Source organism: Sphingomonas sp. M1A8_2b (genome assembly GCF_053345535.1).
The window spans coordinates 613,501-636,057 of the sequence record NZ_JBKFAH010000001.1; the positions used below are offsets into that span (position 1 = coordinate 613,501).

Consider the following 22,557-nt stretch of genomic DNA (forward strand, 5'->3'; position numbering starts at 1 on the left):
TTGAATTGGGCCGCAACCAAACCCCGGTGATTGCGCATAATCCCGCAAGCGTCCTATCACACGCGCATGAAGATCATGCTCTCCGCCAGCCTCGCCGTGCTCGCCCTCGCGAGTGCCCCCGCCGCCGCCCGGCAACTCACCATCGACGACGTGACGATGCTCAGCCGCGTCGGCGCGCCGACTGCATCGCCGGACGGGCACTGGCTCGTCTGGGCGCAGCGCGAGACCGATCTCGCGGCGGACAAGGGGCGCTACGATCTCTGGCGGCTCGACCTGAACACGCCCGGCGCGACGCCGGTAAAGCTGCTCGCGGATCCGCAGGTCAACGAGAACGACCCGCAGATCGTCGGCAACACGGTCTATTTCACGTCCGACAAGGGCGGCGAAGACGCGGTCTGGTCGGTGCCCGTCACTGGCGGCACGCCGCGCAAGCTGACGAGCTTCAAGGGTGGGTTCAGCGGTTTCAAGGTCGCGCCGACCGGCGACAAGATTCTCGTCTGGGCGGACCGCCGCCCCGGTGCGCCGAGCCTCGAGCCGGCGATGGTGAAGAAGGATCCTAACGCGGGCGCCGGGCGGACGTACGACCAGCTGTTCGTGCGGCATTGGGATACGTGGGCGGACGGCACGCGATCGCAGCTGTTCGTGTTGCCGCTGACCGCCGCCGGCGCGACCGGAAACGGCGTTCCACTGGTCGGCGCGTTGGTTGGCGATACGCCATCGAAGCCGAATGGCGGCGGTGAGGAAATCTCGTGGAGCCCGGACGGCCGCACCGTCTATTTCGCGATGCGCGAGGCCGGGCGGATCGAGGCGTTGTCGACCAATCTCGACATCTTCTTGGTGCCGGCGGACGGCTCGACCGCACCGGTCAACCTGACCGCGGCGAACAAGGCGACCGACAACCTCCCAACGGTGTCGCCAGATGGCCGCACGTTAGCGTTCTTCGCGATGCGGCGTCCTGGGTTCGAGGCCGATCGCCAGGTGCTGATGTTGCGGGATATAGCCAGCGGCAAGACGGTGTCGCTGACCGAGCGCTGGGACCGGTCGGTCGGCTCGATCGCGTGGGCGCCCGATTCGAAGTCGCTCTACGTCACCGCCGACGATACGCAGGAAACGCCGCTTTTCCGCGTCGATGCGAGCACCGGCGCGGTGACGCGGCTGACTCAGGAGGGCCATGTCAGCGCGGTTGCGATCACCCCGCGCGGGGCCGTGGTGGCGATCGACAGCCTCACCGCACCCGCCGATTTCTACCGCGTCGCGGGCACTGGCGCACCACAGCGACTGACGCAGGTCAACGCCGCCAGGCTCGCCGGGATCGACATGCCGACCGTCACGCGGTTCAACTTCAAGGGCGCGAACGCGGACACCGTCTGGGGCTATGCCGTGAAGCCTTACGGCGCCACGGGGAAGGTGCCGATCGCGTACATGGTCCACGGCGGGCCGCAGGGATCGAGCAACAACAGCTGGTCGTACCGCTGGAACCCGGCCGTGTTCGCAGGCGCGGGCTACGGGCTGGTCGCGGTCGATTTCCACGGGTCGACCGGCTACGGCCAGCGCTTCACCGATGCGATCAGCAACAATTGGGGCGGCTGGCCGCTCGAGGATCTGCAAAAGGGTCTGAAGGCCGCGACCGACAAGTTCGCATGGCTCGATGCCGACAATGCGTGCGCGCTCGGTGCGTCGTACGGCGGCTACATGATGAACTGGATCGAGGGGCAGTGGCCCGATCGCTTCAAGTGCATCGTCCAGCATGACGGCGTGTTCGACGCGCGCGCGATGGCGTACGAAACCGAGGAGCTCTGGTTCGACGAATGGGAGCATGGCGGGAAGGCCTATTACGAGGACCCGCAGGCGTTCGAGAAATGGAACCCGGTCAATTACGTGGCGAAGTGGAAGACGCCGATGCTGGTGATCACCGGCGAGAAGGACTTCCGCATTCCGTACACGCAGGGGCTGGCGACGTTCACCGCGTTGCAGCGGCGCGGGATTCCGTCGCGGTTGCTGGTCAACCCGGGCGAGAACCACTGGGTGCTGAAGCCGAAAAACTCGCGGCAATGGTATGGCGAAGTGTTGGGGTGGATGGGGAAGTGGACGGCTAAGTAGGGGTTCAACCGGAACATTGATTAACGAGCCCCTTCCCGGCGAATGAACACCACCCCGGCGAAGGCCGGGGCCCAATTGGGAAGGTCGAAGTAACGGGGGACTGTCCGTCGCCACGCCCGTCTCCCAATTGGGCCCCGGCCTCCGCCGGGGTGGTTGCGCGAGGTGACGGCTTCTTCTGGTTTACCCTGTTTCCCCGCGAAGGCGGGGACCCAGACTGGGCTCCCGCCTTCGCGGGAGAACAAGGAAGGGCGGACAACGCTCCCGGTCAGTGCGCCTTCGGCTTCTTCACCGCATGCAAGCCCAGCGCGATCGCACCACCCAGGATCAACCCGACGATCCCCGAGAAGAACGCGTTCATCGCCCAGTTCACCGCGCCCTTGGCGAACGGCACCGCATGCGAAGCCGCCTCCGCCGTATCGTGGATCCAGTGCGGCAGCGTCGTGAACCCGAACTCCTCGATCCCGTGAACGATGATCTGCCCCCCGACCCAGACCATCGCCGCCGTCCCGATCACCGACAGCGCCGACATCACGATCGGCATGCCCTTCACCAGGCCACGACCGATCGCCTGCACGACCGCGCTGCTGCGCTGCGCCAGATGCAGCCCGATATCGTCCATCTTCACGATCAGCGCGACCACGCCGTAGACGCCGATGGTGATGACGATCCCGACCAGCGCCAGCACGATCGCCTGCTCCCAGATCGGCTTGGTCGCCACGTCCGACAGCGCGATCACCATGATCTCGGCGGACAGGATGAAGTCGGTGCGGATCGCCCCCGATACCTTCTGCGCCTCCAGCGCCTTCGGGTCGGTCGGCGCGTCGACCTCTTTCTCGGCATGGCCGCCGCCGAACGCCTCGAGGATCTTCTCCGCGCCCTCGAAGCACAGATACGTCCCGCCGATCATCAGCAACGGCGTCAGCAACCACGGTGCGAACGCGCTCAACGCCAGCGCGGCGGGCAGGATGAAGACCAGCTTGTTGCGGAACGATCCCAGCGCGATCTTGCCGATCATGGGCAGTTCGCGCTTGGGCTCGAACCCGACCATGTAGCGCGGCGTCACGGCGGCATCGTCGACCACCACGCCGATCGCCTTGCTGCCCGCCTTGCTCGTCGCCGCCCCGATATCGTCGAGGCTGGCGGCGGCGAGCTTGGTGATTCCGGCAATGTCGTCGAGCAGTGCGACCAATCCTGTCGGCATCGATGGTGTCCTTCGCGTAAGTATCGCCGCTCGGTAACGTGACAGGGTTGTCATGCAACGGCTTTCGCACTTGCGGTAGTGCGCGGCGGGCGGAATGGTTGCAGCCGTAGCGACCCAAGCGACAGGACGAGCCATGAACGATGACTTCATCACGAACCTGCCCAAGGCGGAACTGCACCTTCACATCGAGGGCAGCCTGGAGCCGGAGCTCATGTTCGCGCTGGCCGAACGCAACAAGGTCGCGATCCCGTTCAAGAGCGTCGAGGACGTCCGTGCGGCCTACAGCTTCACCAATCTCCAGACCTTCCTCGATATCTATTATGCGGGTGCTGCGGTGCTCCAGACCGAGGAGGATTTCCGCGATCTGGCGGTCGCCTATTTCGACCGGGTTGCGGCCGACGGCGTCGTGCATGCCGAGATCTTCTTCGATCCGCAGACGCATACGCATCGCGGCATACCCTTCGATGTCGTCGCGCGCGGACTGTTCGCGGGGATCGACGAGGCGCAGGCCAAGCACGGCATGTCGGTCGGCCTCATCATGAGTTTCCTCCGCCATCTCGACGAGGAGGACGCGTTCAAGACGTTCGCGCAGGCGGAGCCGTGGCTCGACCAGTTCATCGGCGTCGGACTCGATTCGTCCGAGGTCGGCCATCCGCCGTCGAAGTTCGCGCGCGTGTTCGCGGCGTCGGCGGATGCCGGGCTGATGCTGTGCGCGCATGCCGGCGAAGAGGGCCCGCCCGCGTACATCCACGAGGCGCTCGATATTCTCCAGGTGGACCGCATCGACCACGGCAATCGCGCGCTGGAGGATCCGGCCTTGGTCGCTCGCCTCGCACGCGATGCCATGACACTGACCGTGTGCCCGTTGTCCAACGTCGCGTTGCGCAACGTCGACAAGCTCGAGAACCATCCGATCGACCGGATGCTCGATCTCGGCCTGCGCGCGACGATCCATTCGGACGATCCGGCCTATTTCGGCGGCTATATCGGCGAGAATTTCCGCCAGACGGCGCGCGCGAAGAACTTGTCGCGCGAGCAGGTCGTGACGCTCGCGCGCAACAGCTTCCTCGGCAGTTTCCTCGATGACGAGGCGCTCAGCGGCCACCTCGCGACCTTGGATGCGTACGTCAAAGCGCATCCATGATCGGACGTTTCCTGGCGGTCTTCGAGCCGTTCATCCTGATGCTGCTCGGCACTGTCGTGCTGGCGAGCCTGTTGCCGGCGCGCGGCGAGATGGCGCCGATCGTCGGCTATGCGGCGGATATCGGTATCGTCCTGCTGTTCTTCCTGCACGGCGCCAAGCTGTCGCGCGATGCGATCTGGGCGGGCCTGCGCAACTGGAAGCTGCATCTCGCGGTGCTGACGGTGACGTTCGTCGCGTTCCCGCTGTTCGGCCTCGGGCTCGGCGCGCTGCCGTTCGTCGACAGGCCGCTCGCGGCCGGGTTGCTGTTCCTGACCTTGCTTCCCTCGACCGTGCAGTCGTCGATCGCCTTCACCGCGATCGCTCGCGGCAATGTCGCGGCGGCGGTGTGCAGCGCCTCGTTCTCGAACCTGCTCGGTATCCTCGTCACGCCCGCGTTGGTCGCGCTGCTGATGAAGACGTCGGGCAGCGGCGGGATTTCGATCGACAGCGTCGAGTCGATCGTGCTGCAATTGCTCGTCCCGTTCGTCACCGGGCATCTGCTCCGGCCCTGGATAGGCGCATGGGTGACGCGGCGGAAAGCGATGCTGACGGTGGTCGATCGCGGCTCGATCCTGCTGGTCGTCTACAGCGCGTTCGGCGCGGCGGTGGTCGAAGGGCTGTGGACCAGATTGTCGATCGGCGACCTGATCCTGATCGGGCTACTCTGCGCCGCGCTGCTCGCGTTCGTGCTGGCGCTCACCTTCGCGGTCGCGCGCGTCATGAAGCTCCCGCGCGAGGATGCGATCGTGCTGCAATTCTGCGGCTCGAAGAAGAGCCTCGCGTCGGGCGTGCCGATGGCCGGCGTGCTGTTCCCGCCCGCGCAGGTCGGCGTCATCCTGCTCCCGGTCATGCTGTTCCATCAATTGCAGCTGATCGCCTGCGCCGTGATCGCGCGGCGCTATGCCGAGTCCGCACCGCCGTCTTGATCCGCCGCCTGGACGCCACGGTATTTGCTTTGTTCCGCAGAGCACGGCAAGGCGGGGTTTCTGCTGTGGAGGGCTCTGCCCATGACTGTGCCGACCGACACCGACACGGCTGCGCTGGATCAGGCGCAAACCCAGGATAGCGGGTTGAACCTGACCGCGTGCGACCGCGAGGCGATCCACATCCCCGGCGCGATCCAGCCGCATGGGCTGTTGCTGGTCGCCGACGCGAAGTCGCTGAAGGTCGTCGCCGGCGCTGGTGATCTCGAAGGCCGGCTCGCGACCGAGTGGCTCGGCGCGGATCTGTCGACGGTGATCGCGCAGTCCGTACAGGCCGACGACGTGCCATCCGGGGGACTGGTCGGCGAGTCGGTGATGGGCGCCGGCGAACGCTTCGAGGTGATGATCCACCGCAGTGGCGACTATGTGCTTGCCGAACTCGAACCGGTCGAGGCCGCGCCGATGACCGCCGCGCAGATGCTCGGCCGGCTCAACCCGATGGTCACGATGTTCGAGCGCGCGACCGACCTGAACGCGCTGTGTGCCCGCGCCGCGATCGCGTTCCGCCAGCTCACCGGATTCGACCGGGTGATGGTCTATCGCTTCCTCGACGACGACGCCGGTCGCGTGATGGCGGAGGACAAGGCGGCGGACCTCGGCACCTTCCTCAACCATCATTTCCCCGCATCGGACATCCCGAAACAGGCGCGCGCGCTGTACGTGCGCAACCGGACGCGGACGATTCCGACGATCGACTATGCACCCGCGGTGCTGCGCCCGGCCGGGTTCGAGGCGCTCGATCTCAGTGACGTCACAGTGCGCAGCGTCTCGCCCATCCACCTACGCTATCTCGCCAACATGGGCGTGGCGGCGTCGGCGTCGATCTCGATCGTCAAGGACGGGCTGCTGTGGGGCCTGATCGCCTGTCATCACCGCACGCCGCGCGGCCTGAGCCCCGACATCCGCGCCGCCTCGGCGACGTTGGCAAGCGGTCTCGCGCGTCAGATCCGTGCGAAGGAGGAGGCCGAGGTCTACCGCGAACGTCTGCGCCTGCGTGGCGCCGAGGATGCGGTGATCCCCAAGCTCGCCGCCGAACCCGCCCCGCGCAGCATCGTCGTGACGCTGCGCGACGACCTGCGGCGGATGCTCGACGGCGACGGGTTCGCATTCGTGCAGGGGACGATCGTCGATACCGACGGAGTGTGCCCCGCCAATGACGAAATCCGCGATCTCGCCGCCTGGGTTTGCGCGCGCAGCGGAATCGAGCCGCTCGCGACCCACGAACTGCCGGCGCTGCTGCCGCGGGCCGACGCGTATCGTGCGTATGCCAGCGGCGTGCTGGCGATGCCGTTGATCGACGATGGCGCGATGCTGTTCTGGTTCCGTGCCGAACAGGCCGAAGAGGTCGAATGGGCGGGCAATCCGCACAAGGCGATCTCGCTCGATCCGACTGCGGTACTGACCCCGCGCACCTCGTTCGATTCGTGGACGCAGGCGGTGTCGGGCCGCTCGCGACGCTGGACGCTGGAGGAGATCGAGGCCGCGCACCGCCTGCGCCGGGCGTTTCACGACGCACACATCAACCAGCGGCTGCGGTTGCTCAATGCCGACCTGCTGCGGACGCTGGCCGACAAGGAAGCGTTGATCGCGCAGAAGGACGTCCTGATGAAGGAGGTCAATCACCGCGTTCAGAACAGCCTCCAGCTGGTCGCCGCGTTCCTGGCGCTCCAGGCGCGGGCGTCGGACGATGCCAAGGTGAAGGAGCATCTTGCCGAGGCGCAGGCGCGGCTGTCAGCGGTCGCGCTGGTGCATCGCCGGCTCTACCGCGACGATCAGGTCGAGTCGGTCGACCTGTCGCGCTATCTCGGGGAACTGGCGGGCGACATGAAGACGTCGCTCGGCGCGGAATGGGCGGCGCAGATGCGGCTCGATCTCGCGCCGATCCTGGTGCCGACCGATCGCGCGGTGAACATCGGGCTGGTGCTCACCGAACTCGTCATCAACGCGAGCAAATATGCCTATGGCGGGCAGCCCGGGCCGATCCTGATCGCGCTTGAACAGCATCGCAACCGCCTCCGCCTGATCGTCGCGGACGAGGGGTCGGGCAAGGTCGGCACGCGCGAGGGCTTTGGCAGCCGGATGATGAACGCGATCGTCGCCGGACTGTCGGGCACGATCGAGCATGACGACAACATGCCGGGGCTGCGCGCGATCATGACCGTGCCGATCGAGGGCGACCTCTAACCGGCGCTGGCGGGTCAACCCAGCGATGGCCGGCGAACAAAGCCTTGGGCGCGGCTGAGATTTGATCGGGCACCCGCGGGTTGAAGCTTTATGCTGCACCTGCGAAGTAAACCGGATGATCGATCCCGCGCACTCCGTTTCCGCCCCTCCCGTAGCCGCCGCCCCTCCCGTAACCGCCGCGGGGCCCGTCAACGCGCGACTTGCCCTGCTCGCGCTCGCGGTAGGCGGGTTTGCGATCGGCACCACCGAGTTCGCCGCGATGAGTCTGTTGCCGCAGTTCACACGCGGGCTCGGGATCGATGAGCCGACGGCAGGGCACGTCATCAGCGCCTATGCGCTCGGGGTGGTCGTGGGTGCGCCGACGATCGCGGTGCTGGCCGCCAAGATCGAGCGGCGGACCTTGCTGATCACGCTGATGACGTTTCTCGGACTCGCCAACGGCCTGTCCGCGATGGCGCCGACCTATCATCTGATGCTGTTCGCCAGATTCCTGAGCGGCCTGCCGCACGGCGCGTATTTTGGCGTCGGCTCGCTGGTCGCGGCATCGATGGTGCCGCGCGAGAAGCGGTCGCGCGCGGTATCGCGGATGATGCTCGGGCTGACGATCGCGACGATCGCGGGCGTGCCGCTCGCCAACGGGATCGGCCAGTGGTTCGGCTGGCGCTGGGGCTTCGGGATCGTCGCGATCATCGCCGCGGCCACGGTCGCGATGCTGGTCAAGTTCGCGCCGGTCCTGAGACCTGCCAAGGACGCGAGCCCGCTCGGCGAACTGGCGGCGCTGCGCAACGGACAGGTGTGGCTGACGCTGGCGATCGGCGCGGTCGGCTTCGGCGGGATCTTCTGCGTCTACACCTACCTCGCCTCGACGCTGACCGAGGTGACGGGCGTCTCGTCCGCGTTCACGCCGGTCGCGTTCGCGTTGTTCGGCGTCGGCATGACGATCGGGACTTTGGTCTGTGCGAAGGCGGCGGACGTGGCGCTGATGCCCGCTGCGGGGATCACGCTGTTGTTCGGGGCAGGGGCGCTGGCGCTCTACGCTCCGGCGACGCCGCATGTCTGGGCGATGCTGCCGGTGGTCGTGCTGATCGGGTGCGGCGGCGGGCTGTCGACGATCCTCCAGACCCGGCTGATGGATGTCGCGGAAGAAGCGCAGACGCTGGCAGCGGCGCTCAACCATTCCGCGTTCAATACGGCCAATGCGCTTGGGCCTTGGCTTGGCGGGCTGGCGATCGCGGGTGGGTATGGGATGCCGTCGACCGGCTGGGTCGGGACCGCACTGGCGCTTGGCGGGTTTGCGATCTGGGCGGTGTCCTGGGGACTGGATCGCCGGCGGGTTTCAGTGATGACCCGCTAACTCCTGTTTTCCCGCGAAGGCGGGAACCCAGGGTTGCAGGCGGTGGCGCTGGTGACTCCTGGACCCCCGCTTTCGCCGGGGAACGGTTCATGTGGAGCGCCCGGGTTATCCTGACCACTACCACCCCGGCGGAGGCCGGGGCCCAATTGGGCGACGGTGCCAACTAGAGGCCGCGTCCGTTGCTGCAGCCTTGCCAATTGGACCCCGGCCTTCGCCGGGGTGGTGCTTTCGGGGCGTTCTGGCCTCAACGCTGGATGTTGCGCTTGGCCAGTTCCTTGTTGAGCCCCAGTGCGATCAGCGTGAAGGCCGCGCCCGAGAACAGGTATGCGCCGCTCGCGGCCAGCCCCAGCTTGCTCGTCAGCAGCAATGCCGCGAACGGCGCGAAGCCGGCACCGAACAGCCAGGCGAGGTCGGTCGTCAGCGCCGACCCGGTGTAGCGATGCTGCGGCGACAGGCTCGACGCGATCGCACCCGACGACTGGCCGAACGAAAGCCCGAACAGCAGGAAGCCGATCCCCATGAACAGCCGCTCGCCGGTCTCGCCGCCGCCCAGCAGCATCGGCGCGGCCAGTGCGAACACCGCGATCAGTACCGCGATCGTGCCCAGCATCGTCCGCCGACCGAACCGGTCCGCGAGCAACCCCGACACCAGCATCGCGCCGAGCCCGATCACCGCGCCGATCACCTCGATCATCAGGAACCGCGCAGGCGCCTCACGCGTGAACAACACAACCCACGACAGCGGAAACACCGTGACCATGTGGAACAGCGCAAAGCTGGCGAGCGGCACGAACGAACCGAGCCAGATCGCCTTCCACTGCGACTGTACCGTCTCGATCACCGGTGCCGGCTCGAGCTCGCGCTTGGCGTACATGTCCTCGAACTCGGGTGTCACGACCAGGCGAAGGCGGGCGAACAGCGCGACGACGTTGATCGCGAACGCCACGAAGAACGGATAGCGCCAGCCCCAGGCGAAGAAATCCTCGGTCGGCAGCGCGGCCACGAAGAACGCGAACAGGCCGCTCGCGACCAGCAAGCCGATCGGCGCGCCAAGCTGCGGCAGCATCGCGTACCAGCCGCGATGCTTCTCGGGCGAATTGAGCGACAGCAGCGAGGCAAGGCCGTCCCAGGCGCCGCCGAGCGCGACGCCCTGGCCGATACGCAGCAGTGCGAGTATGGCGACCGACCAGTTGCCGACCGATGCGTAGCTTGGGATGAACCCCATCGCGACGGTCGAGGTGCCGAGCAGGAACAGCGAGATCGTCAGCTTCACGCTGCGACCGTATGCGCGATCGACCGCGATGAAGATGACCGAGCCGATCGGGCGGGCGATGAACGCCAGCGCGAACACCGCGAACGAATACAGCGTGCCCTGCAACCGGTCGACATACGGAAACACCAGCGTCGGGAACACCAGCACGGAGGCGATCGCGTAGACGAAAAAGTCGAAGAATTCCGAGGTGCGGCCGATCACCACGCCGATCGCGATCACGCCGGGCGTGACGTGCTCGCCGTCGCTATGGATACTGCGAGCATCGGCTTCGAAGCTCGTCTCGGGGATCGTGTTTGCACTCATTCTTCAACTCGCTCTTCAGGGCGCGACCCCGATGATACGCTGTTCCGGCGGATTCGGGCAGATTTATTCCGCCCCAGATGCGGGCAAGGGTAATCTATGCTACCCCCAGCAGCGAAAAAGCCATGCCGATGTTGCAGTGCAGCGCCCATTGGACAAATTGTCCACTGTAGTGCGGCAAGCGCTAGGCGTAGGGGACCAGCATGATCGTTGAGAAAACCGTTTCCCTTGCGAAAAAATGGCTTGCGGTTCTGCCGCTTGCGCTGCTGGCCAGTGGCTGCAACATGGTCGTGATGTCGCCGTCTGGCGATATCGCAGTGCAGCAGCGCGACCTGATCCTGATCGCGACCGGGCTGATGCTGCTGATCATCGTCCCGGTGATCGTACTGACGCTGATGTTCGCGTTCCGCTATCGCCAGGCGAACACCGCCGCCAAGTACGAGCCCAACTGGGATCACTCGGTCGGCCTCGAGTTGTTGATCTGGGGGGTGCCCCTCCTGATCATCATCGCGCTCGGCGCGTTGACCTGGACCAGCACGCATCTGCTCGATCCGTACCGTCCGCTCGGCCGGATCAAGCCCGACTCGCCGACGCTGGCCAACAACGTGCCGGTCGGCAATCTGGTCGACAAGCAGCAGGTGGGCAACGGTGCCAACGGCGCCGGCAAGCCGCTCGAGGTGCAGGTCGTCGCGCTCGATTGGAAGTGGCTGTTCATCTATCCCGAATACGGCATCGCCACGGTCAACGAACTGGCCGCACCGGTCGATCGCCCGATCCGGTTCCAGATGACCTCGTCGTCGGTGATGAATGCGTTCTACATCCCTGCGCTCGCCGGCATGATCTACACGATGCCCGGCATGCAGACGACGCTGAACGCGGTGATCAACAAGCCCGGCAATTACGAGGGTTTTTCGTCGCACTATAGCGGCGCAGGCTTCTCGGGGATGCGCTTCCGCTTCCACGGCGTGAGCGACGCGGGCTTCGACGCCTGGGTCAACCAGGTCAAGCAACGCGGGGGCGGTCTGACCCGCGCGAGCTACCTCCAGCTGGAGAAGCCGAGCGAGAAGGTCCCGGTCCGCTACTTCAATACCGTTGAGCCCAAGCTCTTCACCGCAGTCGTCGAACAGTGCGTCCAGCCCGGCAAGGTCTGCATGTCGCAGATGATGCATGACGGCAAAAACGGCGGCGACTCGCACGCCGGGATGGTGATGCCCGGCGTCAACGGCGGCAAGGGGCCGCAAGAGGCATCCGAACGCGTCAAGGGCGCGTTACTGAAGGATGCCGACGAAAAGGGAAGCGGCGAACACTGGACCGCGCCCGCCGACATAAAACGGGACGGCGCCAACAGCGCGCCCGGCTCCGAAGCGAACCGCAACCACACGATGCTGACCCCCTCAATCATGCCGGGCACGCGCCCCGTCGCCAACGGCTAGAGACACATCATGAACGACACTCTGTTGAAGACAATCTTCGGCCGCCTGACCCTGGAGTCGCTGCCGCTGCACGAACCGATCGTCGTCGCGACCTTCTGCATGGTGGCGATCGGCGGGCTCGGGCTCGTCGCCGCGCTGACCTATTTCAAGGTCTGGGGCTATCTGTGGAACCAGTGGTTCACCAGCGTCGATCACAAGAAGATCGGCATCATGTACATCATCCTGGCGATCGTCATGCTGCTGCGCGGGTTCTCCGACGCGATCATGATGCGCGCGCAGCAGGCGATGGCGTTCAACGGGTCCGAAGGGTACCTGACCGCGCATCACTACGATCAGGTCTTCACCGCGCACGGCGTGATCATGATCTTCTTCGTGGCGATGCCGCTGGTCACGGGCCTGATGAACTATGTCGTCCCGCTCCAGATCGGTGCGCGCGACGTGTCGTTCCCGTTCCTCAACAATTTCAGCTTCTGGATGACCGCGGCGGGTGCCGTGATCGTCATGATGTCGCTGTTCATCGGTGAGTTCGCGCGGACCGGCTGGCTCGCGATGCCGCCCCTCTCAGGGTTGGCGTACTCGCCGGATGTCGGTGTCGATTACTATATCTGGGCGTTGCAGATCGCGGGCATCGGAACCTTGCTGTCCGGCGTCAATCTGATCGCGACCATCGTCAAGATGCGCGCGCCCGGCATGACCATGATGAAGATGCCGATCTTCACCTGGACGGCATTGTGCACCAACGTCCTCGTTGTTGCCGCCTTCCCGGTCCTGACCGCGGTGCTCGCGATGCTGTCGCTCGACCGCTATATCGGTACCGCGTTCTTTACGAACGACTCGGGCGGCAACCCGATGATGTACGTCAACCTGATCTGGATCTGGGGTCACCCCGAGGTTTACATCCTGATCCTGCCGGCGTTCGGCGTGTTTTCGGAAGTCACCTCGACCTTCTCGGGCAAGCGCCTCTTCGGCTACAGCTCGATGGTCTATGCGACGCTCGTCATCACGATCCTCGCCTATCTCGTCTGGCTGCATCACTTCTTCACGATGGGGTCGGGCGCGAGCGTGAACTCGTTCTTCGGCATCACCACGATGATCATCTCGATCCCGACCGGGGCCAAGATCTTCAACTGGCTGTTCACGATGTACAAGGGCCGGATCCGGTTCGAACTGCCGATGATGTGGACGATCGCCTTCATGGTGACCTTCACGATCGGCGGCATGACCGGCGTGCTTCTTGCCGTGCCGCCAGCCGACTTCGTGCTGCACAACTCGCTGTTCCTGGTCGCGCATTTCCATAACGTGATCATCGGCGGCACGCTGTTCGGCATGTTCGCAGGGATCAACTATTGGTTCCCGAAGGCGTTCGGCTTCAAGCTGGACGAGACCTGGGGCAAGATCTCGTTCTGGTGCTGGGTCCCCGGCTTCTACTTCGCCTTCATGCCGCTCTACGTGCTCGGCCTGATGGGTGTGACTCGCCGGATGCGCTATTTCGACGATCCGAACCTGCAGATCTGGTTCATCATCGCCGCCTTTGGTGCAGCCATGATCGCCGCCGGCATCGGTGCCTTCCTGATGCAGATCTTCGTCAGCATCCGGAACCGCGAGAAGCTCGCCGACCTGACCGGCGATCCGTGGAATGGTCGTACGCTCGAATGGTCGACCTCGTCGCCGCCGCCGGAGTACAACTTCGCGTTCACGCCGATCGTCCACGACCTGGACGCCTGGTACGACATGAAGGAGCGCAAGGCGGTCCGTCCGGTCAGTGGCTTCAAGTCGATCCACATGCCGAGCGGCACCGGCACGGGCGTCGTGCTCGCCGGCCTCAGCGTGGCGTTCGGGTTCGCGATGATCTGGTACATCTGGTGGCTCGCAGGGCTGGCGCTCGCCGGCATCTTCGGCACCACGATTTTCCACACCTTCAACTACAAGCGCGACTTCCACATCCCGGTCGAGGACGTGATCGCCAGCGAGGACGCGCGCACCCGCCAGCTCGCGACCCAGGGAGCCTGACGCGATGTCCGCAATACCCATGAAGGACGGCCTGAACGAGACGAAACCAGTCTCGTTCTACGACCTGGACGAGCACGAGCATCCCGATGGCGGCAGCACGATGCTGGGCTTCTGGATGTACCTGATGAGCGATTGCCTCATCTTCGCGGTGCTGTTCGCGGCCTATGCCGTGCTCGGCAACAGCTATGCCGGCGGCCCCAGCCCGAAGGAGATCTTCGAGCTGCCGCTGGTGGCGGTGAACACCGCGATGCTGCTGTTCTCGTCGATCACCTACGGCTTCGCGATGCTGTCGATGGAGGAAGGTCGCCAGCGCGTCATGCAGATGTGGCTGGTCTTCACCGGCCTGTTCGGCCTCGCGTTCCTGTCGATCGAAATGTACGAGTTCGCGCACCTCATCCATGAGGGGGCTGGCCCGACCCGCAGTGCGTTCCTGTCGTCGTTCTTCACGCTCGTCGGCACGCACGGTCTTCACGTCACGATGGGCCTGATCTGGCTCGTCACGCTGATGGTCCAGGTCCAGAAGCACGGGCTGATCGCCGCCAACAAGCGTCGCCTGATGTGCCTCAGCATGTTCTGGCATTTCCTCGACGTCATCTGGATCGGCGTCTTCACCTTCGTCTATCTGATGGGCACCCTACGATGAGCGACCCCCACGCGCACGACGCACACGCGGACCATGGCGATCACGGCCATGGCGATCACGCCTCGCACGGCACCCGCGGCAGCTATATCAAGGGGTTCTTCCTCTCGGTCATCCTGACTGCGATCCCGTTCTGGATCGTCATGACCGACGCATTCAAAGATCCGTCGACCGCAGCTCTCGTCGTAATGGTCTTCGCGGTCGCGCAGATCGTCGTCCACATGATCTACTTCCTGCACATGAGCGGCAAGTCGGAGGGCGGCTGGACGATGATGGCGTTGATCTTCACGATCATTCTCGTCGTCATCACGCTCAGCGGATCGATCTGGGTGATGTACCACATGAACACGAACATGATGCCGATGCAGGCCGCGGCGGACATGTGATGAGAACGCGACCGGGCCCTGCCGTCTATGTCGCAGGCCTGGTCGCGCTGCTGCTGTTCGCCGGGTTCATGGCGCTCGGCATCTGGCAGGTCGAGCGCCGCGCCTGGAAGCTCAACCTGATCGAACAGGTCGCGGCCCGTGCACATGCCGTGCCGGTCGCGCCACCGGGCCCCGCGTCCTGGGGCGCGATCACCGCCACCACCGACGCCTATCGCCGCATCCGCCTCGACGGCACCCTCGATAATTCCCGCGAAACGCTGGTCCGCGCCGCCACCTCGCTCGGCAGCGGGTATTGGGTCGTCACGCCGCTCCGGACCGCGCAAGGCTTCACCGTCCTGGTCAATCGCGGTTACGTCTCGCCCGAGCAACGCACGGCGCATACCAAGCCGACCGGCCCGGTCACGATCACCGGCTATCTCCGCATCACGGAGCCCAAGGGCGGCTTCCTTCGCAGCAACGACCCGGCGACCGACAAATGGTATTCTCGCGATGTCGCCGCGATCGCTTCGGCACGTGGCCTGACCAACGTCGCCTCCTATTTCGTCGACGCCGACAAGTCCGGCACTGCCGCGCCGGTCGGCGGGCTGACGATCATCGCCTTCCCGAACAACCACCTCGTCTACATGCTGACCTGGTTCGCACTCGCCGCGATGACGATCGGTGCGTTCGTCGTGTTCGTGCGGCAGGATGCCCGCAAGCGGCGGGGGGCGATAGACACATGACGTCGTCAATGGCGGGGCAGGGGGTTGCACGACAGAGCTGGCAGCGCTGGCTCGCGCTCGCCACAGCCCGCACCGATGCGACCGGCAACGCCAACATGCGCCAGCTCGTCACGCTGCGCTGGATCGCCGTCGCCGGCCAGTTCGTCACGATATTGTTCGCCCGGTTCGCGCTCGGCTTTGACCTGCCGATGGTGCCGATGCTCGCGGCGCTGGCGGCGGGTGTCGGCCTCAACCTCGTCAGCATGCCGCTTTACGGCTGGCGCAAGGGGGCCAATATCCAGCTCCTGCTCGCGCTGCTGTTCGACGTCGGCCTGCTCACCACGCAGCTGTATCTCGCGGGCGGCGCGACCAACCCGTTCATCTCGCTCTATCTGCTCCACGTCGTGCTCGGCGCGGTGCTGCTCGATCGCTGGTCGAGCTGGGCGATCGTCGTCGTCACCGCCGCCTGTTTCGGCGTGCTCACGCTCTATTACCGCCCGCTGATCCTGCCCCCCGATTACAGCGGCGAATATTTCCTGCTCTACACGATCGGTTCGCTGCTCTGCTTCATGCTGATCGCGACGCTGTTGATGCTGTTCATGACCCGCATCACCGGCAACCTGCGCGCCCGCGACACGCGCCTCGCCGACCTCCGCCAGCAGGCCGCGGAGGAGGATCACATCGTCCGCATGGGACTCCTGGCATCGGGCGCCGCGCACGAACTCGGCACGCCGCTCGCATCGATCGCCGTCATCCTCGCCGACTGGCGCCGCATGCCGACGCTCGCGCAGGACGCCGACCTCCAGGCCGAGATCGTCGAGATGCAGTCCGAGGTGCAGCGCTGCAAGGCGATCGTCACCGGCATCCTCCTGTCCGCCGGCGAAGCGCGCGGCGAGGCCCCCGAGATCATGCCGCTCCACCAGCTCCTCGACGGGATCGTCGACGAGTGGCGCGCGGTGCACCCGTCGGTCGATTTCGACTATACCACGCGAGTCGGCGACGATCCGCAGGTCGTGTCCGACCCCGCATTGAAACAGGTGATCGCCAACGTGCTCGACAACGCCGCCGAAGCCTCGCCGCACTGGGTCGCCTTCCGCGGCGAACGCACCGACGGCGACCTAGCGCTGATCGTCCGCGACCGCGGCCCCGGCTTCAGCAAGGAACGCCTCGCCAGTTTCGGCAAACCCTACCAGTCGAGCAAGCGCGAACCCGGCCACGGCCTAGGGCTGTTCCTCGCGGTCAACGTCATGCGCAAACTCGGTGGCGGCGTGTCGGTCGTGAACTGCGAAGGCGGCGGCGCCGAAGTCACGATCCGCATGCCTCTCTCAGCAATCGCCCTGTCGTGACGCACGTCCCGGCACTAGTCGGCGGGTATCCCTGTCTAACATCCAACTGTCATCCCCGCGGAGGCGGGGACCCAGATGCTCAAGCGGTCGCGATCATGTCGCGAGGTTTGCCAATATGGGTTCCCGCCTGCGCGGGAATGACGGTTGCAGGCTTGGCGGGAATAAGCGCTCAGCCAGTCCGGGGTGGCGGAGTGGTTTGGGACAATCCTCCTCCAAACACGGGCCTCCGATTGGTGTTAGCGGCATGACAGAACCGAAACTCCTGGCGATCGTCGAGGACGACGAAACGTTCGCTCGCACACTCCGCCGCTCGTTCGAACGCCGCGGCTACGAAGTGATGCAGGCCGCGAGCCATGAGGAACTGGTCGAGCAACTCGCCGAGCGCACGCCGCGCTATGCCGTGGTCGACCTGAAGCTGGGCGGTGCCTCCGGCCTTGTCTGCGTCCAGACGCTCCACGCACACGACCCCGAAATCCTGGTCGTCGTCCTCACCGGTTTCGCCAGCATCGCCACCGCGGTCGAGGCGATCAAGCTCGGCGCATCGCACTATCTCGTCAAACCCTCGAACACCGACGATATCGAGGCCGCGTTCGACCGCACCGAGGGCAGCGTCGACACCGAACTGTCCGAACGCCCGACCTCGATCAAGACGCTCGAATGGGAGCGCATCCACACGACGTTGGCCGAAACCGACTTCAACATTTCGGAGACCGCGCGCCGCCTCGGCATGCACCGCCGCACGCTCGCGCGAAAGCTCGAGAAACGCCCGGTAAAATAGCCGCAACGCTTCGCCGAAGGCGCGCGTTGTCGTTCGATGCCAGCGCCAAAACCCTCACGACTCTGGCAGCCGAAGCGACTGCTCGCGACCCCGTCCGCGCTGACCTGGGAGCACGGTGCCGAGATTGCCGCGCGTGCAACTGTGCTGGGCGTCCCGGTCACGACGCTACCGAGCGACCGCCTCAAGCTCGACTTCCCCGACGACTCCCGCCGCGCCTATGCGGAAGCCAAGGCGACGCTCGCACTGGTTGTCGCGCCACCCTCGAAGCGCAAGCTCCAGCCGATCGCCCCCAGCGCCGACTGGCGAATCGACCTCGCCGAAGGATGCCCCGCGCATTGCGGCTATTGCTACCTCGCCGGCTCGCTCAAGGGGCCGCCCATCACGCGCGTCTACGCCAACCTCCCCGAGATTCTCGCCGAACTCCCCGCACACCTCGGCCAGGGCACCGTCACGTCGCGCTCGACCGCCCGCGCGCATGAGGGCACGACGTTCGAGGCGTCCTGCTACACCGACCCGCTCGGCATCGAGCACGTCACCGGATCGCTGTCCGCACTGATCGCGCATTTCGGCGCGTGGGAGGCAGACGTGCAGCTACGCTTCACCACCAAGTTCGACGCGGTCGAGCCATTGTTGACGCTAGACCACCGTGGCCGCACCCGCATGCGCGCCTCGATCAACCCCGCCGCCTATGCGCGCTTCGAAGGCGGCACGAGCCCCGTCGCCGCGCGGCTGGTGGCGCTCCGGAAAATGGCGGACGCCGGCTACAAGATCGGCCTCACGGTCGCCCCGATCATCGCCGCCGAAGGCTGGCGCGAGGCGTATGGCGAACTGTTAGCGGAGGCGGCCAGGGTGCTCGCCGACATCCCCGACGTGACTATCGAATTGATCACCCACCGCTACACCCCCGGATCGAAAGCGGTGCTCGAAACCTGGTACCCCGGCTCGTCGCTCGACCTCAGCATGGCCAACCGCACCGAGAAACGCACCAAGTTCGGCTCGGTCAAATACGTCTACGACGCCGACACAATGCGCGACCTCCGCGGTTTCTTCCAAACCGCAATCGCCGCTCACCTCCCCCAATCCCGCATCCTCTACTGGACATGAAACCGGAACCAACACGCACACGCTCCCGCGGCCGACCTTGTTCTCCCGCGAAGGCGGGAACCCAGTCCGGGCTCGCGCCTTCGCGGGAGAACAAGGCAGTATGAGAAACGCCACCACTCCGGCGAAGGCCGGGGCCTGATCGGAGAGCGATGCTCATCAGCCTGCACCCCAATTGCAAGGCTTTCCCGAACGGCCCCAAACCTCCGCTGCAGCACCAACGCACACTCCGCGCCCGGCAACGCAGCGTTGCCATTCGCGGCCTTCCGATCGTCCGCGCCGCCGCCTACCTCCAGACCATGACAAACATCCGCCAGCCAACCCTCTTCATCCCGCACGGTGGCGGACCCTGTTTCTTCATGGACGACCCGGCGGGCACCTGGACCGGTATGGCCGCATACCTGCGGTCGATCGCCGCCTCGCTCCCTGAAAAGCCCAAGGCGATCCTCGTCGCATCCGGCCACTGGGAAACGCGCGGCTTCGCCTTCACCGGCGCCGCCAAGCCGCCGCTGATCTACGATTACGGCGGCTTCCCCGCGCATACCTACGAGTTGCGCTACGACGCGCCCGGCGCGCCTTCCCTTGCCGCCCGCGCCACTGATCTACTTCGCGAAGCGGGCCTGACCGCCATCGTCGACCCAAAGCGGGGCCTCGATCACGGCGTGTTCATCCCGATGAAGATCGCCTTCCCCGACGCCGATATCCCGGTCGTCGAAATGTCGGTCGACCGCGATCTCGACCCCGAGCTCCACGCCGCCGCCGGCCGCGCGCTCGCCCCGTTGCGCGACGAAGGTGTCCTGATCGTCGGCTCGGGCATGAGCTTCCACAACATGCGCGGCTACGGCGACCCTCGCTTCACCGCGCCGTCGGAAGCGTTCGACCAATGGCTGACTGCGGTCGTCGAGGCCCAACCGACCGCCCGCACCGCAGCGCTGGCCGATTGGGCCGAAGCCCCCGCCGGCCGCCTCTCGCACCCCCGCGAGGAACACCTCCTACCGCTGATGGTCGTCGCCGGCGCCTCCGACCAACCCGGCACGCAGGTCTACAACGAACGCGTCCTGCAAACCGCAATCTCCGGCTACCGCTTCAACTGATGAGGGCAGGCGGCCACCGGCGCGCGCGAATCCTCCCCCGCGAGGGGGAGGTGTCGCCGAAGGTGGCGAAGGGGGAGGACACGGAACAGCAGTTCTCCCTTTCCTCCCCCTCCGTCTGGCATGCGCCAGCCACCTCCCCTTGGCGGGGGAGGATCGATTCATCGTTCAACGCTAAAGGAATTCCCATGGCTCTTCCCGTCCTGCTGGCCATCTCAGGCAGTCTGCGCCGCGGCTCGTACAACAGCGCAATCCTTGCCACGCTTGGCGAGGCAGTCGCCGACCAGGCAACGCTGAACATCTTTCCGCTGAACGACGTGCCCCTCTACGATCAGGACGCCGACACCGACACGCCCCCCGCCGCCGTCGCCGCCCTGCGCGCTGCGATCGGCGCGGCCGACGGGATCGTCATCGCCTCCCCCGAATACAATCACGGCATGTCCGCGTCTTGAAGAACGCGCTCGACTGGGCCTCGCGCCCGCATGGCAAGGCGACGCTCACGGGCAAGCCGGTCTTCACGCTAACCTCGTCGCCCGGCGCAGTCGGCGGCGCGCGCGCGCACGCCCAACTCAACGAGACGCTAGCCTCGATCGGCGCGCGGACCGTCCTGCGTCCGCAAGCCGTCGTCGGCGCCGTGCACGAGAAGATCGCCGATGGTCGCCTCACCGATCAGCGCACGCTCGACTTCCTGAAAGGCGGCGTAGACGACCTGCTCGCAGACATCGCCCGCCCGACCGCTGCCGACCGCGAGGCGTCCTGACATGCGGCAGGTCCTCCACCAATACCCCGCCCAGCGCGACGACATCGCCGATCTGGTCACCCGCCGCCCGCTACCGGGGCCGGGCCTGCCCCAGGTCGATCCGTTCCTGTTCCTCAACCATCACGGCCCGCAGACCTATCGCCCCGGCAACACCGGCCTCCCGTTCGGCCCGCACCCACATCGCGGCTTCGAGACGGTCAGCTTCATCCTGAAGGGCGAGATGGCGCATCTCGACAGCGGCGGCCACGAAAGCATCATCCGAGCCGGCGGCATCCAGTGGATGACCGCCGGCTCGGGCCTGATCCACGCGGAAATCTCGCCCGCCTCTTTCAAGCGCGACGGCGGTCCGTTGGAGATTCTGCAACTCTGGGTCAACCTCCCCGGCCGCCTGAAGATGGCCAAGCCCGCCTATACCGGCCTCCAGCGCGAGGACATTCCCGCGATCCCGGTCGACGGCGGTACAGTGAACCTGATCTCGGGCAGCTTCGGCGATGATCGCGGCCCGATCGAATCGCTGACCGGTGTTGCGATGATGACCGTCGAACTCGAAGCCGGCGCCAAGCTCGACCTGCCAGCGCCAAGCGGCCGCGCGATCTTCTTCTACGTCGTCGCCGGCTCGCCCTCGGCCAACGGCACACCGATCAAGCCGCATCACCTCGCCACGTTCGGCAGCGATGGCGACACGATCACCGTCGAAACCGAAACTCCCGCGACGATTCTCTACGGCCACGCCGACCCGATCGGCGAGCCCGTCGTCTCGCACGGCCCGTTCGTCATGAACACGCGTGAAGAGATCGTACAGGCGATCGAAGACTATAACGCAGGCCTGTTCGGCAAGCCGCCCATCATGCGTTAGGGCGCTTTACGCACCGGCGGCAGCGCGGCACAGATGTCCGCGCCGCCTGCCGGCACCGTGAAGAAAGGCCCCGCCCGGTTCTCGCGCGATGCGATCCAGGCGACGAACCGCGGATTGTCCGCCGCACGATACTGGAAATGCGGTCGCTCGGCCGGCGGCAGGTCGCTCGCCAGCCGTGCCGACACGATCGGGCTGCGTTCGCCCTCGGTTTGATAGAATCCTAGATCACCGGTCCCGCGCGGCAGCGACGACAGCCACTCGATCCCGTCGATCACCCGCCCGACCACCGCGATGTTGCGGTCGAGCGCACGCGGCGAATGGCCGATCACGGTATAGAGTTCGGCCCCGCTACCGGTACTCGGGGCCAGATCGCGGGCAACGCCGACCATGCCGTAGCAATGCGGCAGCCACTCGGTTGCGCCATTGCCGGCGAGCGGCCATCCGTCGCGGCTGTATCCCGCCCATTCGGCATAGGGATCGCGCTGCGACAGGCGGACGACGGTGGTCGGCCCGGCATGCGAATACTCCGCCGGCGGGTTGGCGACGACGCCCGCAGCGAGCGGCTTCTTCTCGGTCGCATCACCCCATTGCGCGACGTAATTGTCCTGCACCCGGTAGACGCTGGTCCCCTTATCCCACCACTGTGCCACCGCCAGCTTCCGGATATTGGCGACATGCACCGGCGCATAGCGTGGCGCGAGCCGGACCGTGACCCGGTGGCCATTGGCGAGCGTGAACACGAGCATCTCGTCGTCCGGCACCGCCACCCAGTCGGCGGTAGCCGGATCGGAAGGTAGCGCCGCGGCGACGGGAACGGCTTGCGCCAACGTGGCGGCGATCAGGAGATTTATCATCGCCATAGACTGCCCGACCCGTT

18 protein-coding genes and 1 pseudogene are annotated in these 22,557 nt (G+C 65.9%); 16 read left to right on the forward strand and 3 right to left on the reverse strand.

Going from position 1 to position 22,557, the window contains the following annotated elements; genetic code table 11:
• Window positions 1-66: 66 nt before the first annotated feature.
• Window positions 67-2,100, forward strand: coding sequence for a prolyl oligopeptidase family serine peptidase (locus tag ACLBWL_RS03030; RefSeq protein WP_447790111.1), 2,034 nt, complete (start codon window positions 67-69; stop codon window positions 2,098-2,100).
• Window positions 2,101-2,365: 265 nt separating this feature from the next.
• Here the strand turns inward: ACLBWL_RS03030 and ACLBWL_RS03035 are convergent, their stop codons facing one another.
• Entirely contained in the window at window positions 2,366-3,301 is a 936-nt protein-coding gene (locus ACLBWL_RS03035) for a DUF808 domain-containing protein (protein ID WP_447790113.1), read from the reverse strand.
• Window positions 3,302-3,434: 133 nt separating this feature from the next.
• Here ACLBWL_RS03035 and ACLBWL_RS03040 point away from each other — a divergent pair, with 133 nt between their 5' ends.
• The 4 genes from ACLBWL_RS03040 to ACLBWL_RS03055 all read left to right on the forward strand — a co-directional run bounded on the left by ACLBWL_RS03040 (window position 3,435) and on the right by ACLBWL_RS03055 (window position 9,005).
• Window positions 3,435-4,445: an adenosine deaminase gene (locus tag ACLBWL_RS03040; protein WP_447790114.1), complete on the forward strand. Its 1,011-nt coding sequence runs from the start codon at window positions 3,435-3,437 to the stop codon at window positions 4,443-4,445.
• On the forward strand, window positions 4,442-5,410 hold the full coding sequence (locus ACLBWL_RS03045) for a bile acid:sodium symporter family protein (protein ID WP_447790116.1): 969 nt from the start codon (window positions 4,442-4,444) through the stop codon (window positions 5,408-5,410). Before ACLBWL_RS03040 ends, ACLBWL_RS03045 begins: the two co-directional genes overlap by 4 nt.
• An 81-nt stretch (window positions 5,411-5,491) precedes the next feature.
• Window positions 5,492-7,651 (forward strand): histidine kinase dimerization/phosphoacceptor domain -containing protein, encoded by a 2,160-nt coding sequence (locus ACLBWL_RS03050; protein WP_447790118.1) that lies wholly within the window; start codon window positions 5,492-5,494, stop codon window positions 7,649-7,651.
• Between the two features lie 115 nt (window positions 7,652-7,766).
• Entirely contained in the window at window positions 7,767-9,005 is a 1,239-nt protein-coding gene (locus ACLBWL_RS03055; RefSeq protein WP_447790119.1) for an MFS transporter, read from the forward strand.
• A gap of 244 nt (window positions 9,006-9,249) precedes the next feature.
• On the opposite strand, the gene ACLBWL_RS03060 is transcribed toward ACLBWL_RS03055, so the two are convergent.
• Complete coding sequence (locus ACLBWL_RS03060; protein ID WP_447790121.1) at window positions 9,250-10,581, reverse strand: MFS transporter; 1,332 nt, start codon at window positions 10,579-10,581, stop codon at window positions 9,250-9,252.
• A 200-nt stretch (window positions 10,582-10,781) separates the two neighbouring features.
• Here ACLBWL_RS03060 and ACLBWL_RS03065 point away from each other — a divergent pair, with 200 nt between their 5' ends.
• The 11 genes and pseudogenes from ACLBWL_RS03065 (at window position 10,782) to ACLBWL_RS03115 (ending at window position 21,680) form a co-directional block, all read left to right on the forward strand.
• A complete protein-coding gene (locus tag ACLBWL_RS03065; protein ID WP_447790123.1) occupies window positions 10,782-12,011 on the forward strand; it encodes a COX aromatic rich motif-containing protein in 1,230 nt (409 codons plus the stop codon).
• Between the two features lie 9 nt (window positions 12,012-12,020).
• Window positions 12,021-14,021: a cytochrome o ubiquinol oxidase subunit I gene (gene cyoB / locus ACLBWL_RS03070; protein ID WP_447790125.1), complete on the forward strand. Its 2,001-nt coding sequence runs from the start codon at window positions 12,021-12,023 to the stop codon at window positions 14,019-14,021.
• A 4-nt stretch (window positions 14,022-14,025) separates the two neighbouring features.
• On the forward strand, window positions 14,026-14,664 hold the full coding sequence (gene cyoC, locus ACLBWL_RS03075) for a cytochrome o ubiquinol oxidase subunit III (RefSeq protein ID WP_447790127.1): 639 nt from the start codon (window positions 14,026-14,028) through the stop codon (window positions 14,662-14,664).
• A complete protein-coding gene (cyoD, locus tag ACLBWL_RS03080) occupies window positions 14,661-15,047 on the forward strand; it encodes a cytochrome o ubiquinol oxidase subunit IV (protein WP_447790129.1) in 387 nt (128 codons plus the stop codon). Before cyoC ends, cyoD begins: the two co-directional genes overlap by 4 nt.
• Entirely contained in the window at window positions 15,047-15,769 is a 723-nt protein-coding gene (locus ACLBWL_RS03085; RefSeq protein ID WP_447790131.1) for an SURF1 family protein, read from the forward strand. Before cyoD ends, ACLBWL_RS03085 begins: the two co-directional genes overlap by 1 nt.
• Window positions 15,766-17,094 (forward strand): ATP-binding protein, encoded by a 1,329-nt coding sequence (locus ACLBWL_RS03090; RefSeq protein ID WP_447790133.1) that lies wholly within the window; start codon window positions 15,766-15,768, stop codon window positions 17,092-17,094. The genes ACLBWL_RS03085 and ACLBWL_RS03090 overlap by 4 nt, the downstream gene beginning before the upstream one ends.
• A 244-nt stretch (window positions 17,095-17,338) precedes the next feature.
• Window positions 17,339-17,872: a response regulator transcription factor gene (locus ACLBWL_RS03095; protein ID WP_056490014.1), complete on the forward strand. Its 534-nt coding sequence runs from the start codon at window positions 17,339-17,341 to the stop codon at window positions 17,870-17,872.
• Between the two features lie 36 nt (window positions 17,873-17,908).
• Window positions 17,909-18,976, forward strand: coding sequence for a spore photoproduct lyase family protein (locus ACLBWL_RS03100; protein ID WP_447790135.1), 1,068 nt, complete (start codon window positions 17,909-17,911; stop codon window positions 18,974-18,976).
• 296 nt (window positions 18,977-19,272) lie between these two features.
• Window positions 19,273-20,067 carry a DODA-type extradiol aromatic ring-opening family dioxygenase gene (locus tag ACLBWL_RS03105; protein ID WP_447790137.1) on the forward strand — a complete coding sequence of 265 codons (795 nt, stop codon included), beginning with the start codon at window positions 19,273-19,275 and terminating at the stop codon, window positions 20,065-20,067.
• 185 nt (window positions 20,068-20,252) lie between these two features.
• Window positions 20,253-20,824, forward strand: a pseudogene (locus ACLBWL_RS03110) (NADPH-dependent FMN reductase).
• 1 nt (window position 20,825) lies between these two features.
• Entirely contained in the window at window positions 20,826-21,680 is an 855-nt protein-coding gene (locus ACLBWL_RS03115) for a pirin family protein (RefSeq protein ID WP_447790139.1), read from the forward strand.
• Here ACLBWL_RS03115 and ACLBWL_RS03120 read toward each other — a convergent pair.
• The gene (locus tag ACLBWL_RS03120) at window positions 21,677-22,540 is read right to left on the reverse strand and encodes a peptidylprolyl isomerase (RefSeq protein ID WP_447790141.1); all 864 of its coding nucleotides are present in this window, start codon (window positions 22,538-22,540) and stop codon (window positions 21,677-21,679) included. The genes ACLBWL_RS03115 and ACLBWL_RS03120 overlap by 4 nt on opposite strands.
• Window positions 22,541-22,557 lie beyond the last annotated feature (17 nt).

Coding starts and splice junctions, on each gene's coding strand:
- ACLBWL_RS03030 (WP_447790111.1), top strand. CDS start 67: ATGAAGATCATGCTCTCCGCCAGCCTCGCCGTGCTCGCCCTCGCGAGT.
- ACLBWL_RS03035 (WP_447790113.1), bottom strand. CDS start 3,301: ATGCCGACAGGATTGGTCGCACTGCTCGACGACATTGCCGGAATCACC.
- ACLBWL_RS03040 (WP_447790114.1), top strand. CDS start 3,435: ATGAACGATGACTTCATCACGAACCTGCCCAAGGCGGAACTGCACCTT.
- ACLBWL_RS03045 (WP_447790116.1), top strand. CDS start 4,442: ATGATCGGACGTTTCCTGGCGGTCTTCGAGCCGTTCATCCTGATGCTG.
- ACLBWL_RS03050 (WP_447790118.1), top strand. CDS start 5,492: ATGACTGTGCCGACCGACACCGACACGGCTGCGCTGGATCAGGCGCAA.
- ACLBWL_RS03055 (WP_447790119.1), top strand. CDS start 7,767: ATGATCGATCCCGCGCACTCCGTTTCCGCCCCTCCCGTAGCCGCCGCC.
- ACLBWL_RS03060 (WP_447790121.1), bottom strand. CDS start 10,581: ATGAGTGCAAACACGATCCCCGAGACGAGCTTCGAAGCCGATGCTCGC.
- ACLBWL_RS03065 (WP_447790123.1), top strand. CDS start 10,782: ATGATCGTTGAGAAAACCGTTTCCCTTGCGAAAAAATGGCTTGCGGTT.
- cyoB (WP_447790125.1), top strand. CDS start 12,021: ATGAACGACACTCTGTTGAAGACAATCTTCGGCCGCCTGACCCTGGAG.
- cyoC (WP_447790127.1), top strand. CDS start 14,026: ATGTCCGCAATACCCATGAAGGACGGCCTGAACGAGACGAAACCAGTC.
- cyoD (WP_447790129.1), top strand. CDS start 14,661: ATGAGCGACCCCCACGCGCACGACGCACACGCGGACCATGGCGATCAC.
- ACLBWL_RS03085 (WP_447790131.1), top strand. CDS start 15,047: ATGAGAACGCGACCGGGCCCTGCCGTCTATGTCGCAGGCCTGGTCGCG.
- ACLBWL_RS03090 (WP_447790133.1), top strand. CDS start 15,766: ATGACGTCGTCAATGGCGGGGCAGGGGGTTGCACGACAGAGCTGGCAG.
- ACLBWL_RS03095 (WP_056490014.1), top strand. CDS start 17,339: ATGACAGAACCGAAACTCCTGGCGATCGTCGAGGACGACGAAACGTTC.
- ACLBWL_RS03100 (WP_447790135.1), top strand. CDS start 17,909: ATGCCAGCGCCAAAACCCTCACGACTCTGGCAGCCGAAGCGACTGCTC.
- ACLBWL_RS03105 (WP_447790137.1), top strand. CDS start 19,273: ATGACAAACATCCGCCAGCCAACCCTCTTCATCCCGCACGGTGGCGGA.
- ACLBWL_RS03115 (WP_447790139.1), top strand. CDS start 20,826: ATGCGGCAGGTCCTCCACCAATACCCCGCCCAGCGCGACGACATCGCC.
- ACLBWL_RS03120 (WP_447790141.1), bottom strand. CDS start 22,540: ATGGCGATGATAAATCTCCTGATCGCCGCCACGTTGGCGCAAGCCGTT.